The following is a 14,215-nucleotide window of genomic DNA, read 5'->3' as shown; positions in this document are numbered from 1 at the left end:
CCCCTTGACGGCACACACCTCTTCGATGCAGCGTCCTGTATCACGATATCCAAGTCCGAATATGCGGGACAGCTCACTACGGGAACGGGACACCATGACGCTTTTGGACAGCAGCACCTGGGAAGGCCGCATCTTCTCCGGATCGGGTCAGTGGATCAGCGGCTCGGGCGAGGTCTACGACGCCGTCGAGCCCGCGACGGGCAAGGCGCTGGGCCGTGTCGGCTCCGCCACGCCCGCCGACGTGGACCGGGCGGTGGAGCAGGCGGTGCGGGCCCAGCGGGAGTGGGCGGCCCGGCCGTACTCCGACCGGGCCGCCGTACTGCGCCGCGCCGCGCGCCTGTTCGAGGAACACCAGCAGGAGATCGAGACCTGGCTGATGCGGGAGTCTGGCGCGATCCGGCCCTTCGCCGCCCTCCAGGTCACCAGCGGCGGCGCGGACGAGTGCCACGAGGCCGCCGCCCTCGCCGGGGCACCCTATGGCGAGCTGCTGCGTTCCGGACAGGAGCGGCTGTCCTTCTCCCGCCGGGTGCCGGTCGGGGTCGTCGGCGTCATCGCCCCCTTCAACGTGCCGGTCATCCTGGCGATGCGGGCCGTGGCCCCGGCGCTCGCGCTCGGCAACGCGGTCGTCCTCAAGCCGGACCCGCGCACCGCGATCAGCGGCGGCGTCGTCTTCGCCCGGATCTTCGAGGAGGCGGGCCTGCCGCCCGGTCTGCTGCACGTCCTGCCCGGCGGCGCGGACGTCGGGGCGGCCGTCGTCGAGCACCCGCGGATCCCCGTCATCGCGTTCACCGGCTCCACCCGGGCCGGCCGCGCCATCGGCGTGGCCGCCGCCCAACACCTCAAGCGGGTCCACCTGGAACTGGGCGGAAACTCCGCGCTCGTCATCATGGACGACGTCGACCTGGACAAGGCCGCCTCGGTGGGCGCCTGGGGGTCCTTCGTCCACGCCGGCCAGATCTGCATGGCGAGCAGCCGCCACCTCGTCCACGCCTCGGTCGCCGACGAGTACACCGCCCTGCTCGCCCAGCACGCCGACGCGCTCCCGGTCGGCGACCCGACCACCGAGCAGGTCGCCCTGGGACCGGTCATCGACGCCGGCCAGCGCGACACCATCCACCGCATCGTCACCGAGTCCGTCGGGGCCGGGGCCCGGCTGGCCGCGGGCGGCACCTACGAGGACCTCTTCTACCGGCCGACCGTCCTGACCGACGTGCCACTCACCGCCCCCGCCTACGCCCAGGAGATCTTCGGTCCCGTGGCACCCGTCGTCACCTTCCGGGACCTCGACGAGGCCGCCGGCCTGGCCGCCGGGACCGAGTACGGACTGTCCCTGGGCATCCTCACCCGGGACGTCATGAAGGGTCTGGCCCTCGCGGAACGGATCCCCAGCGGTCTGGTCCACATCAACGACCAGACGGTCAACGACGAGACACTCATCCCCTTCGGCGGCGTCGGTGACTCCGGCACCGGGGCCCGCCACGGCGGCGCGGCCGCCAACCTCGACGCCTTCACCGAACAGCAGTGGGTCACCGTACGCGGCGAACTTCCGCACTACCCCTTCTGACCGCCCCGCCCCACAGAGCCGCACGGAGAGTCCCATGCCCCCGAACCCCATAACCGTCGTCCCCCGTCGGACGGCCCCGTCCCCCACGGGAGCCGACCGGCACACCGGCAACAAGTTCCTCAACGGCCCCTTCGCGCCCTGGACGGAGGAGAACGAGGCGTACGACCTGGAGGTGGACGGCGAGATACCGGCCGACCTCGCGGGCGCGCTGTTCCGTGTCTCCTCCAACCCCCGCTTCCAGCCCCGCAACACCGACCGCTACCACTGGTGGGAGGGCGACGGCATGGTCTGCGGCGTCTACCTGCGCGAGGGCAGGGCCGCCTACCGCACCCGCTGGGTCGAGACCGACTCGATGCGGGTCGAGGTCGAGGCCGGGGAAGCGGTCTACAGCGGCTTCGTCAACGGCGGCACCCCGGGCCGGCTGCCCGAGGGCGCCCCGCGCGCCAAGAACGTGGCCAACATCAACGCCGGCCTCTTCGACGACCACCTGATCGTCTACTTCGACGGCGGACTGCCCCACGCGCTGGACCCCGAGACCCTGCGCACCCTCGGCACGTACGACTTCCACGGCGGCATCGACGTCCTGTGCACCGGCCACTACAAGACCGACCCGGACACCGGCGACATGCTCTTCTTCGCCGCCACCGGCCCGGTCGTCACCTGGTACCAGGCTGACGCGAAGACCGCCGCGATCATCGACTCGCACTCCTTCGACATCGGGGTGCCGGTCCTCATGCACGACTTCGCGGTGAGCGACACGTACGCGGTCTTCTTCGTCACCCCCGCGCAGTTCCGCCTCGACCTGGTGGCGCGGAGCCTGCCCGGAGTGGTCTGGGACGAGAACTCCCTCGAACACGGCGTCCAGATCGTCCTGATGAACCGTCACACCCACGAGGTCACCTGGCACGAGCTCGGCGGCCACTGGGCCAACACCCACTTCTACAACGCCTACGAGCAGAACGGCGAGCTGATCGTCGACGGACACCGCATCGACCGTCTCGGCAGCCCGGTCGACCGCCTGTTCGCACCGCTGGGACCCCACGAGTGGTTCCCGCCGGCCCTGCCCTACCGCTGGCGCGTCGACCTGACGACCGGACGGGCCACGGAGGAGATGACCAGCGGTGTCTTCGGCGAGTTCCCCAAGATCAACGACGCGTACACGGGCCGCCCGCACCGCTACGGCTACTTCGTCACCACGCGTGGCCTGGCCGAGGACACCATGTCCGACGGCCTCGCCCGCCACGACCACCTCCTCGACCGCACGACCGTCGTCGAGGGACCGGACGGCCTGACCAGCCCGAGCGAACCGGTCTTCGTCGCCCGCGAGAACTCCCGCGCCGAGGACGACGGCTACCTGCTCTCCCTGTGGTGGAACAGGAGCACCGATCTGAGCGAGCTGCTGATCCACGACGCGGCCGACCTGCGCCGCACCCCGCTGGCCCGGGTCAAGCTCCCCAGCAGGGTGCCGTTCGGCTTCCACGGCAGCTGGGCCGACCACCACGCACTGGACCGGGCCATCTCCGCCCGGCGCAGCGACGGCTGACGGCCGTGCGAGACCTGGCGGGCAGGACCGCCTTCATCACCGGCGGGGACAGCGGCATCGGTCTCGGCGTGGCGCAGGCGCTGTGTCACGCCGGCATGAACGTGGTCATCTGCGGCGTCGTCACCGAGACGCTGGAGAGCGCGCAACGCGAACTCTCGCGTATCGGCAAGGCTGAAGCCGTTCGGCTCGACGTGCGGGACCGGGAGGCGTTCGCCGCCGTCGCCGACCGCCTCGACGCGGACTACGGCGGCGTGGACGTGCTGGTCAACAACGCGGGCGTCGGATTTTTGGCACCGGTGGTCGAGGCGAGCTTCGAACAGTGGGACTGGGTGCTCGACATCAACCTCACGGGCGTCTTCAACGGCATCCGGACCTTCCTGCCGCGCATGCTGGCCGCCGACCGTCCGGGGCACATCGTCTCGACCGCATCGATCGGCGGCCTGCTCGGCACCCCGGGAGCGCTCTACGTGGCCGCGAAATTCGGTGTAGTGGGGCTGATGGAGGCACTGGCGGCCGAACTCCGGGACACCCACGTCAAGGTGTCCGTCCTGACACCGGGAATCGTCCGAACCAACATCCACCAGGGCCCGCAGCCTCCTGGCCGACCAGGGTCGCAGGCACCGGGCGCCCTCGCCGAGGCCGACCTGCACCAAACGGCGATGCTTCCACGGGAAGTCGGCGAGCGGGTCCTGCTGGCAATACAGGAGGAACACCTCTACGTCCTGACGCACGCCGAGCACCGGGACCTGCTCGCCCGGCGGTTCGACGCGATCCTCGCGTCGGTCCCCACCACACCGGAGAACCCGCACCGTGCCGCGGTGGAGAGGTCGGTGCTCGCCAACCCGGTCTACGACGAGGTCCTCGCCGCAGCGGAGGCGCGGCGGTGACGGCGCACGGGGAGGGATCGGTCGTGCTCGTGACCGGCGCCGGCTCGGGCATCGGGCGGGCGGCGGCGGAACTGTTCGCCGAGCGGGGTGCGGCCGTCGTCGCTGCGGACCGCTCCGAGTCCGGCGCGGACACCGTCGCCGCCATCACGGCTGCGGGCGGCAGGGCCGTCTTCGTCCAGGCTGACGTGTCGGTCGAGAAGGAGGTCGCCAACATGGTCGCCGCGGCGGTCGATGCCTACGGCGCTTTGGACGCCGCGTTCAACAACGCGGGCATCGCACCCCCGGTGGCACCGATCGAGCGACTCAGCAGCGAGAACTGGGAACTGTCGGAGTCGGTGAACCTGCGTGGCGTGTGGCTGTGCATGAAGCACGAACTGGCCGTCATGGTGCTCCAAGGCCACGGCACGATCGTGAACACCTCCTCGGTCGCCGGCCTGGTGGGCAACCCGGGTGGCGGGGCCGCGTACTCCGCGTTCAAGCACGGCGTCGTCGGGCTGACCAGATCCGCGGCCGCCGAGCACGGACGGCACGGCATCCGCGTCAACGCGATAGCCCCGGGCCTGACCCGCACCGGAATGCTGCGGCATCTGGAGGAGCACGAGCACCTCGACGCCGAGCGGGCCGCCGCCGCCACTCCGCTCGGCCGCGTGGCGCAGCCGCGGGAGGTCGCCGAGGCCGCCTACTGGCTCGCGTCTCCCCGCTCGAGTTTCGTCACCGGTCATGTCCTGGCCGTCGACGGCGGCGAGACCTGCGTCTGACGTGCTCCGACCTCAGGAAAGGAAACGTTTCATGCCTCGTGTGTCCGGCGGCGACCTCGTCGTCCGCCTCCTGCAACAGGCCGGTGTGGACCGGATGTTCGGCATCAACGGCGCGCACATCGACGCCGTCTACCAGGCCGCCCTCGACCACCGGCTGCCCATCGTGGACACGCGGCACGAGATGAACGCGGGCCACGCGGCCGAAGGGTACGCGAGGGTGCGCAACGCCCTCGGCGTCGCGCTGCTCACCGCAGGCGGCGGGTTCACCAACGCCGTGACGTCGATGGCCAACGCTCACCTCGACCGCACTCCCGTGCTCTATCTCGCGGCGTCCGGGCCGCTCGCCGACGACCAGACCAACACCCTGCAGGCGGGCCTGGACCAGGTCGCGATCGCGACACCCGTCACCAAATGGGCGCACCGGGTGACGCGCGCGTCACTGATCCCCCGCGTCCTGGCCCGCGCGATCCGCACCGCGCTCGCCGCGCCACGGGGGCCCGTACTGGTCGACATCCCCTGGGACGTCCTGACCGAGCAGATCGACCTGCCCGACCTGACCGCGGAACTCCTGCACAGCGGCGACCACGGGCCGGGCCTCTCGCACGCCGGGGCTGAGCGGATCCTGGACCTGCTGGAGCAGGCCCGGAGACCGGTGATCATCGCCGGTTCCGAGGTTCCGCGTTCCGGCGCCGCCGGTGAGCTACGGACGTTCGCCGAGCGACTGGGCGTACCGCTGATGGCGGATTACGAGGGCCTCGGCGCGATCACACCCAGCACCCTGAACTTCGGCCTGCTGCAAGGGCTCAACGGCCTGCCGTCCGGAGGCGAACCCGACCTGGTGATCATGGCGGGACTGCGGTTCGGCCTCACGACCGCGCACGGCTCGGGTGCGCTGATCCCGCGTACGGCGCGCGTCGTGCAGATCGATCCCTCCGGTGGCGAACTGGGCCTCCTGCAGCCGGTCTCCCTCTCGGTCGCCGCCGATCCACTGCCGGTGTTCCAGGATCTCAACCGGGCACTCACCCTCAGGCAGACCGCCGGCCCCGATCAGGCCGGTTGGCAGGCCACCTTGCGGGCACACCTTCGACGGCGGCGCGAGGCCGTGGCCTCTCAGGTCGTCCCGGGCGAGCGCGTACATCCCTACGACGCCGTGTGCGCCATCGCTGCGGCCCTGCCCGAGGGGTCGGTGGCCGTCGCCGACGGCGCGCTCACCTATCTCTGGCTGTCGGAAGCGATCTCCGAGGCACCGGTGTCCGCGTTCCTCTGCCACGGCTACCTCGGCTCCATGGGAGTCGGGATGGGAGTCGCGCTCGGAGCACAGGCAGCCGTGGCTCCCGGCACGAACGTCGTCCTGGTGACCGGTGACGGGTCCGTCGGCTACAGCCTCGGCGAGTTCGACTCCATGGTGCGAGCCGGACTCGCAGTGGTCGTCGTCGTGCTCAACAACCGCGCGTGGGGCGCCACTTTGCACGCGCAGGAACTCATGCACGGCAAGGACCGGGTGGTCAACAACCGGCTGGAGAACGGCTCCTACGCCGCCGCCGCGCTCGCGCTCGGCGCGGACGGCTACCAGGTGCGCGCCCTCGACGAACTCGCGCCCACCCTCGCCAAGGCCCTTCTGAGCGGGCGCCCGTCCTGCGTCGAGGTCCATGTGAGTCTCGACCCGATACCGCCGGAGGAGCGGGTGATCATGGGCGGCAACCCCTTCTGAGTACGCCTTCTCCCCCCACGCGTCCCACACACCACGGAGCCGGCCGACCGTTCCGGCTCACGACTCGTCAGGGAGCTGCCATGTTGTTCGACTTCGGCCAACCGACCGACGGCCTCATCCAGATGGCGTTCGTCGTCGAGGATCTCGACGCGGCGACGGCCCGGTTCAGCGAGAGCTTCGGGGTGGGGCCGTGGACGGTCCTGCGGGACTTCGCAGGCGAGAACCCCCGCTACCGGGGCGGGCCCACCCAGGCACGGGCGCACGTGGCGCTCGGTTTCGGCGGGCACATGCAGTACGAACTCATCCAGCCCGCGGACGAACTCCCGTCGGTGCACCGCGACGTGATCATCCAGCGGGGATACGGCTTCCACCATTTCGGCTGCGCCACGACGGCTTTCGACGCAGCGGTGGAGGCGATGCGCCGCAAGGGCTACGAGGCCGTGTTCACCGCATCCGTCGGGTCCGACTCCCGCGTCGCCTACTTCGACACGCGTGACGTCCTTCCTGGCATGACCGAACTCATCGAGGCGAGCCCCGGCCTCGACGCGGCCTTCACCGCGATGTACAGGCAATCCCTCTGAACCAACACACACCCGTAGCCCTGGGCCCGCATCTCGAAAAACAGGATGTCAATCCTACTGAGAGGGACTCATGGTGCGGACAGATGACGTTCCATAGGAGCGCCCTCACCCGGCGATCCCTATGTCCCACTAATTAGGACTAGCGTTTCAACATAAGGGACCGTACGCTTCGGGCGAAGTTACGGTCAACCACTCGCCGCATGACACCGGGGCGTTCCGGGCGCGCGGCGGTGAGGAGTCACGGCGTGAAGAAACTGGATGCTGAGACGATCCCCGAAGCAGGCGACACCGGTGGCGATGCGTCGCCCGCTCCCTTGCCGGGCGCCCTGTCCGGGGCACCTCTCCAGGTACGAGGACTCACCAAGCGATTCGGCGGTGTCACGGCTCTGGAAGGCGTCGACCTCTCGGTGGCGTCCGGAGAAGCGGTCGCCGTCATCGGCCCCAACGGCGCCGGAAAGAGCACCCTGCTCAAGCTGATTTCCGGCGTCCACCGCCCCACCGAAGGAGAGGTGTGGCTGGGTGAGCAGCGGCTGGACCGCATGCCGGCGCACCGCATCACCCGCAGCGGCGTCGCACTGGCCCACCAGGTCCCTCGGCCCTTCCACGGCCTCACCGTCCGGGAGAACGTACTGGTCGGGGCCATGGCGAGCCGACCTCATCCGCACCCTGGAGAGATCGACGAGATTCTCGCTCGGTGCCGCCTGGACACCAAGGCCTCCCGTCCCGCCGACTCCTTGCGTGTCCTGGACCTGAAGCGGCTGGAGGTGGCCCGGGCCCTGGCCACCCGTCCCCGGGTGCTCATGTTCGACGAGGTCGCGGCCGGGCTGGTGGGCCGCGAGCTGGACGAGGCGATCGACCTGATCCGCCAGGTCCACGACCAAGGCATCACCGTGCTCCTGGTCGAGCACATCGAACGGGTGGTACGGGAACTCGTCGACCGCGTCCTGGTCCTCAACTGGGGCCGCACCCTGGCCGAGGGCACACCCGCCGAGATCGCCGCGAACGAGGAAGTACGGGCCGTCTACCTCGGCGACGGCGACAGGGCTCAGGCCTCCCCGGCACGCACCGCGGCCACCGCGACGGCACCGGACACCGCTGCCGTGCTCTCTCTGGACTCGGTCAGCGCCGGTTACGGCGACATGGTCGCCCTGCGGGACTTCTCGATGCGCGTCGAGGCCGGACAGATCGTGACCGTGCTGGGTGCCAACGGGGCCGGCAAGTCCACGCTCTGCGCCACGATCATGGGCGCCGTCGAGGCGAGATCGGGATCCGTGCACGCCCTCGGCCAGGACATCACCGGCATGGCCACCCACCGGCGCGCGCGCCTGGGCATCGCCCACTGCCAGGAAGGCCGCCGCATCTTCACCGGCCTCACCGTCGCCGAGAACCTGATGCTCGGCGCTCCGCTCGCCCTGGCCAAGGACGAGGTGCGCGGCCGCATGGAACGCGTCCACGCGATCTTCCCCGTGCTCGCCGAACGTGCCACTCAGCAGGCCGGGACCATGTCCGGCGGCCAGCAGCAGATGCTGGCCGTGGGACGTGCCCTGATGGCCGACCCCCAGGTGCTGATCTGCGACGAGATCTCGCTCGGCCTCGCCCCCGTGGCGATCGACGCCCTGTACGGCGCGCTCACCGAGATCAACTCCCAGGGCGTCGCGATCGTTCTGGTGGAGCAGAACGTCAAGCGGGCGCTGGGCATCGCCGACCACGCCGTGGTGCTGTCCCGGGGCCGCGTCTCGTACACCGGCGATCCGGCGGGCCTGCTCGCTGACGAGGCCCTGGACGCCGCCTACTTCGGCACCACCGAGGACGACGCCCCGGAAGCCGGTTCCTCCTCTCTGCTCTCCTCCCCCGTTTCCCGACCGCTCAGCGCCTCCGAAGGAGACCCCTCGTGATCAGAACAACCCACCGCCGCATCTACGCACTCGCCGGTGCCGCACTGCTCGCCGCCACGGCCGGCTGCGCGGGCAACGCCTCCAGCAGCAGCGGTTCCAGCAGCGATGACGGTCCCATCGTCATCGGCACCAGCATCTCGCTGTCCGGCAACACCGTCCTCAACCAGATACGCGACGGCTACCTCCTGGCGGTCCAGCAGGCGAACGCCAAGGGCGGCCTGAAGGTGGGCGGGAAGAAGCGCAAGGTCGAGCTGAAGGTGCTCGACAACCGCAGCGACACCAACACGATGATCCAGCAGGTGCGTTCCCTGGTGCTCACCGACAAGGCCGTGGGACTGCTGGGCTCGTGCTGCCAGCAGAACATCGACATGCAGGGCCAGGCCGACGCACTGAAGGTGCCGCTGGTGATGGGCGCCCTGCCCATCGAGCTGCTGCCCAAGGGCAAGGGCTACACCTGGGACTCCTTCCAGTCGCTCGCCGACGGCGCCAAGGACTTCTTCGAGGTCGCCGCCGGGGCGAAGACCAACAAGAAGACGCTGATCGTCACCAACAACGACGCCCAGGGCATCTCCACCGGAAAGCTCTGGGCGGGCACCGGCGAGAAGGCCGGCTTCGCCATCGCCGCCACCAAGTCCGTCCCCACCGGCACCACGGACTTCTCCGACGTCATCAAGGCCGGGACCTCCTCCGGCGCGCAGGTGCTGATCGCCTCGATGACCCCGCCGGACTGCTTCGCGATGTGGAAGCAGATGAAGGCACTCGCCTACAAGCCCAAGCTCGCCATCGGTCTGCAGTGCGCGCAGACGCCCGGCTGGGGGTCCCTGGGCAAGCTCGGTGACGGCACCCTCGTCCAGCTGAACTGGTCCGACACGGCCGGGCTGCCGGACACCGACCTCATCGTCGAGAAGTACGGCAAGAAGTACACCAATCTCACCGACCTGGGCTCGGTCGCCCTCGGACTGCACGAGGCGACCATCCTCATGGACGCCATCTCCGCCGCGGGAAGCACCGACGCCGCCACCCTCAACAAGGCCCTCGCCAAGAGCACCACCGTCTCCGCACAGGGCCCCGTGAAGTTCGTCGACAACAAGAGCGTGACGCCCACCTTCATCGGCCAGTGGGAAGACGGCGCCATCAAGCAGGTCTGGCCCGCCAAGGGCGGATCCCCGCTCGCCTCCCTGTCCGGACTCGGCTGAGGCCCGGCATGAACGCGCTGCGACCCACCACGAGCGTGAGTGAACGGAGCACATCGTGAGCCTCGACGTCCTGGCCGCCGGAATCCTCGCCGGCGGCCTGTACGCCCTGATCGGGCTGGGCATCTCCCTGGTCTTCGGCGTACTGGGCCTGATGAACCTGGCCCACGGAGAACTCGTCATCGGCGGCGCCTACCTGGCGTCCCTGCTGGTGGTGGACTCCGGCTGGGACCCGCTCCTGGCCCTGCCGCTCGCCATGGCGGGCGTCGCCCTGATCGCCTATCCCCTCCAGCGGTATCTGCTCACCCCCCTCCTACAAGGGGACAAGAGCGCGCCTCTGGTGGCCACCTTCGGGCTGTCCCTGCTCGCCCAGGCGCTGTTCCAGGGCGGGTTCGGCACTCACCCCAAGAGCCTGCCCGCCCCCTACGCGACCTCCGGCGTCTCCGTCCTCGGCCTGCGCATCCAGACGATCTACCTGATCGCCTTCGGGCTGACCGTCCTCCTGTGCGCCGTCACCCATCTCGTCCTGACCCGCACGCGCGCCGGCAGCGCGGTCAGGGCGGCCTCGGCGGACCCGGCCACCGCCGCCGTGCTCGGCATCAACGTGCCGAAGGTGTACGCCATGACCTTCGCCGGTGCCGCCGCCCTGGCCGCGGCCGGCGGGGTCCTCACCGGCGTCGCCCAGAGTTTCACGCCGAGCAGCGGGATGCCGCTGCTGCTGACCGGGATGGCCGTGATGGCCCTGGCCGGAATCGGCAGCGTCGGCGGGGTCTTCCTCGCCGGTGTCGCTCTCGGCGTCCTCCAGTCGATCAGTGTCCAGGTGTTCGGCGGCGGTATGCGCGACGTCGTCGTCTACCTCGCCTTCTTCCTCGTCCTCGCCCTACGCCCCCAGGGCATGTTCCGAAAGGCCGCAGGATGAAAACCGCGACCGTCCCCCAAGGGACTCCGAAGGCTCTGTGGCCCGTGCTCGCCCTCGCGACCGTCACCATCGCCGCCTTCGTGCTCGCCCCGGTGCTCTCCCTCGGGCAGCTGGACCTGAGCGTCACCCTGCTGACGTATGTGACGATCGCCCAGGCGTGGAACGTCCTCGCCGGTTTCAGCGGCCAGATCTCCCTCGGCGCCGCCGCGTTCATGGCGAGCGGCGGCTACACGACCGCGCTGATCCTGATCCACACAGGTCTGCCCTGGCCGCTGGCCCTGCTCGGCTCGGGCATCGGCGCGGGCCTCCTCGCCCTGCTGCTCGCCGTACCGCTGCTGCGCCTGCGCGGTGACTACTTCGCGGTGGGCACGCTGGCCGTCTCCGTCGCCCTCCAGGCCCTGCTCAGCAACTGGAACTGGGCCGGCGGCGCCAGCGGTCTCACCCTCCCCACGGAGCGGATTCCCAGCGGGGGCAACCTGTACCAGATCGCGGTCCTCGTCGCCGCCCTCGCCATGGGGCTCGCCCTCTACGTCCGGCACAGCGCCTTCGGCCTGCGGCTCGCCGCCGTACGAGACCACGAAGCGGCCGCCGCCGGACTCGGCGTGTCGGTCTACCGCCACCGTCTCGCCGCACTGGTGCCCACCAGCGCGCTCACCGGCCTGGCGGGAGCGGTGATCGCCTTCCAGTTCGTCGTCATCTCCCCCGACGGCGTGGCGAGCGTGAACTGGAGCCTGAACGCCGTCCTCATGGCCGTGGTCGGCGGCACGGGCACCGTGCTCGGCCCCGTCGTCGGCGTCGGCGTCGTCTACTACGGACTGACCCGCGCGCTCCAGGACCAGCAGACCCTGTCCCTGGTCATCGAAGGAGCCCTGCTGATCGCGATCGTGCGCTTCGCTCCTCAAGGCGCCTGGCCCCTCATCTGCCGTGCCGCCCGAGTCCCGAACGCGCACCGGCGGAAACCCGCACCGGGTGCGGACGCTGCCCCCGAGACCATCACCCGGACTCCGGAGCATGTGTGACGGTGCATCAGCCCGGCCGACCCGACACCCCACGCCCCTCGCCTCCTCGGGTGATCGGACAGGACCGCCTGCCAAGCGGCGCAGCATGCGGCCGGCACCGCGGGGACGGCGCGGCCATCGTGCAGACAGCTGCAGGCCGGTACCCGGCGATATCGAGGTCAGCCCATCGGGCGATGGGTGCACGCGGAAGGGGCCGTTACTGAGGACGGCGTGCAGGAGACCGTCGTTGCGGGTGACGCCGCCGGAGGTCGTACCGTCCAGGAAGCAGCGGAAGCCCTCGCCGTACGAGTACGCGGCCAGCGGTGCCGGGGCGGGCACTGATGTCCTCGACGGAATCGGCGGAGACGTCGTAGGCGTGGATCACCGACACCGGCCCAAGGACCTCCTCCCGGGAGATCTCCGCCTCCTCCGGGGCGCCGAGCAGCTTCCAGTTCGTTGACGACCACCGGGACACCTCCGAGGTGAAGCGGCTCTGCCAGGTCCTGGACGTGAACCGGTCCAGCTACTACAGGTGGCTCTCCGGCGCCGAGGCCCGGACCACCCGGCAGCACCAGGACCGGGTCCTGGCCGAGGAGATCCGTGCGGTCCACGGCACCGGCCACGTCAGGGCCGTGCGGGACGTGCTGCGCTGGACGCTGCGCCCCCTCTACCGAAGCGGCGCCGGGTACGGCCAACTGGCCTTGGCGACAGCCCGCACCGCACAGAGCGTCCGCTGCCCTTCCCCGTCCTTCCCGACACGCCGCTCGCGCGACACGACCGATCTGTCGGACGCGGACGCCTTGGCCCTGTGGAAACAGGCACGCGCCTTCGACCACGGGCGTGCCCACGAGCTCGACTCGAATCCGCACATCGCCCTGATCCAGGCCATGTGGCCAAGTGACGGAACGGATGCGGGACTTGAGGTGTACCGAGCGGGTGTGCGCTGGCGCGCCGCCCTGGAGGCGGCCCGCATGGGAGTCGAGGGCACCGACGGTCCGCGCGGTGTACTGGCGGATCTCGCAGGACCTGGTATGTCCTTCGAGGTCCGCATCTCAGCGCAGGCCGCTGCCTTCGGCCGACGCATCGACGCCTGGGCCAAAGCCCCTTGGTGCACCACCGGCACCCTGACACCGACATCGCACATCCCCGACGGGGACGACCTCGTATTCATCCCCAAGGCAACGGACGACGCGGCTACCGATATCGGGCTCCTGCTACGACGTCACCGTGCGGCGCGGCAACAACAGCTGGAAGACACCGAGTTCGGCGAACTGACCAGGACGGAGACGGAAGCCGTGGGCCTGCTCTGGGGCGCCTGGCCGCCACCCGAGGGCTGCCTCAGCGACCCCTGGAACGGGCCCGAATGAGGTCTGCGCCGCGATCCCGGCGCCGGACACGACGACGATGCCGGTCGTCGCCAGAGCGGTGTAGCGGCCTTTTCTGGACAGCCGATGCTTCGGCATTTCCCCACCCCACAAGAACTCATATCGAAAAGAGAAATCGGCGCGTCTTATGACGACCGAGGAACGTTCAGCTTGCGGAGTTACGGCCGATGAACCATACGGCCCCTCCTGCCACGACAGCGGCGAGACCCAGAAGCAGGACAGGCAGGCCCGGGCCGGGAAGAACGTACATCGCTGCTCCGGCCGCTGTGAGAGCGACGCCGATCGACACCACCAGGACGCCGACGCGGGACTGGGACATGCTGATTGCTCCTTGGTTTTCGCCGTTGCGAGGTGTTCGGGCAGCCTGGGATGTACCGGGATCAGTATCCCCAGTAGATCTTCGAGGAGTAGACGTAGGTCCGCCGGTAGATGGTCCACCAGGACGACGTCTCGGAGAACCGGGAGGGTGCAGCGGACATCGCGCTGGGTGGGCCAGCGCCACCGCTCCTTCCAGCCCACGATCGCCAGGGGCGTCGAGTCGGCGAGCGCGTCCCACATCCAGGAGTACTTCTTGGTGCGCCAGCTGGTGTAAGACCACTTGCCGGACGAGGTGATTTCGCAGCCAGCGAGACCGCGATCCCGATCAGAAGCCGACCACATTGCACCTCACGCCCGGCACGTGCGGGGATGGTGTCCCGCCGAGTGGTGTAGTCACTGACCGAGCTGATTCGGTCCCTGCGGTGGGAAAAGCTGGTGGTCGTCCTCGGCCGGTTTGGCGGTG

At 69.9% G+C, this 14,215-nt stretch carries 12 protein-coding genes; 11 read left to right on the top strand and 1 reads right to left on the bottom strand.

Annotated features, from left to right (window positions below):
• The first annotated feature begins 94 nt into the window (after window positions 1-94).
• From ABZ896_RS15130 to ABZ896_RS15080, 11 genes are all read left to right on the top strand, one after another.
• Window positions 95-1,564 (top strand): aldehyde dehydrogenase family protein, encoded by a 1,470-nt coding sequence (locus tag ABZ896_RS15130; protein WP_360927655.1) that lies wholly within the window; start codon window positions 95-97, stop codon window positions 1,562-1,564.
• A 34-nt stretch (window positions 1,565-1,598) separates the two neighbouring features.
• On the top strand, window positions 1,599-3,107 hold the full coding sequence (locus tag ABZ896_RS15125) for a carotenoid oxygenase family protein (protein WP_360927652.1): 1,509 nt from the start codon (window positions 1,599-1,601) through the stop codon (window positions 3,105-3,107).
• A 5-nt stretch (window positions 3,108-3,112) separates the two neighbouring features.
• Window positions 3,113-3,994 (top strand): SDR family NAD(P)-dependent oxidoreductase, encoded by an 882-nt coding sequence (locus ABZ896_RS15120; RefSeq protein ID WP_360927648.1) that lies wholly within the window; start codon window positions 3,113-3,115, stop codon window positions 3,992-3,994.
• Window positions 3,991-4,752 carry an SDR family oxidoreductase gene (locus ABZ896_RS15115; protein ID WP_360927645.1) on the top strand — a complete coding sequence of 254 codons (762 nt, stop codon included), beginning with the start codon at window positions 3,991-3,993 and terminating at the stop codon, window positions 4,750-4,752. The genes ABZ896_RS15120 and ABZ896_RS15115 overlap by 4 nt, the downstream gene beginning before the upstream one ends.
• A gap of 31 nt (window positions 4,753-4,783) precedes the next feature.
• Entirely contained in the window at window positions 4,784-6,463 is a 1,680-nt protein-coding gene (locus ABZ896_RS15110; protein ID WP_360927642.1) for a thiamine pyrophosphate-binding protein, read from the top strand.
• An 80-nt stretch (window positions 6,464-6,543) separates the two neighbouring features.
• A complete protein-coding gene (locus ABZ896_RS15105; RefSeq protein ID WP_360927639.1) occupies window positions 6,544-7,044 on the top strand; it encodes a VOC family protein in 501 nt (166 codons plus the stop codon).
• 245 nt (window positions 7,045-7,289) lie between these two features.
• On the top strand, window positions 7,290-8,939 hold the full coding sequence (locus ABZ896_RS15100) for an ATP-binding cassette domain-containing protein (RefSeq protein WP_360927636.1): 1,650 nt from the start codon (window positions 7,290-7,292) through the stop codon (window positions 8,937-8,939).
• Window positions 8,936-10,135, top strand: a complete 1,200-nt coding sequence (locus tag ABZ896_RS15095; RefSeq protein WP_360927633.1) for an ABC transporter substrate-binding protein — start codon at window positions 8,936-8,938, stop codon at window positions 10,133-10,135. The genes ABZ896_RS15100 and ABZ896_RS15095 overlap by 4 nt, the downstream gene beginning before the upstream one ends.
• A gap of 55 nt (window positions 10,136-10,190) precedes the next feature.
• Window positions 10,191-11,051, top strand: coding sequence for a branched-chain amino acid ABC transporter permease (locus ABZ896_RS15090; protein ID WP_360927630.1), 861 nt, complete (start codon window positions 10,191-10,193; stop codon window positions 11,049-11,051).
• A complete protein-coding gene (locus tag ABZ896_RS15085; RefSeq protein WP_360927627.1) occupies window positions 11,048-12,070 on the top strand; it encodes a branched-chain amino acid ABC transporter permease in 1,023 nt (340 codons plus the stop codon). The genes ABZ896_RS15090 and ABZ896_RS15085 overlap by 4 nt, the downstream gene beginning before the upstream one ends.
• Window positions 12,071-12,531: 461 nt before the next feature.
• On the top strand, window positions 12,532-13,416 hold the full coding sequence (locus ABZ896_RS15080) for a hypothetical protein (protein ID WP_360927624.1): 885 nt from the start codon (window positions 12,532-12,534) through the stop codon (window positions 13,414-13,416).
• A 163-nt stretch (window positions 13,417-13,579) separates the two neighbouring features.
• Here the strand turns inward: ABZ896_RS15080 and ABZ896_RS15075 are convergent, their stop codons facing one another.
• On the bottom strand, window positions 13,580-13,753 hold the full coding sequence (locus ABZ896_RS15075; protein ID WP_360927622.1) for a hypothetical protein: 174 nt from the start codon (window positions 13,751-13,753) through the stop codon (window positions 13,580-13,582).
• Window positions 13,754-14,215: the final 462 nt, after the last annotated feature.

The organism is Streptomyces sp. NPDC047072, from assembly GCF_040643855.1.
GTDB lineage: Bacteria > Actinomycetota > Actinomycetes > Streptomycetales > Streptomycetaceae > Streptomyces.
The sequence above is the reverse complement of the archived record's forward strand: the minus strand, read 5'-3'. Positions and strand labels throughout refer to the sequence as shown.

Bases quoted from the DNA above. Each gene is read 5' to 3' on its own strand.
- ABZ896_RS15105 (WP_360927639.1), top strand. From the start codon at position 6,544: ATGTTGTTCGACTTCGGCCAACCGACCGACGGCCTCATCCAGATGGCG.
- ABZ896_RS15075 (WP_360927622.1), bottom strand. From the start codon at position 13,753: ATGTCCCAGTCCCGCGTCGGCGTCCTGGTGGTGTCGATCGGCGTCGCT.
- ABZ896_RS15085 (WP_360927627.1), top strand. From the start codon at position 11,048: ATGAAAACCGCGACCGTCCCCCAAGGGACTCCGAAGGCTCTGTGGCCC.
- ABZ896_RS15110 (WP_360927642.1), top strand. From the start codon at position 4,784: ATGCCTCGTGTGTCCGGCGGCGACCTCGTCGTCCGCCTCCTGCAACAG.
- ABZ896_RS15125 (WP_360927652.1), top strand. From the start codon at position 1,599: ATGCCCCCGAACCCCATAACCGTCGTCCCCCGTCGGACGGCCCCGTCC.
- ABZ896_RS15130 (WP_360927655.1), top strand. From the start codon at position 95: ATGACGCTTTTGGACAGCAGCACCTGGGAAGGCCGCATCTTCTCCGGA.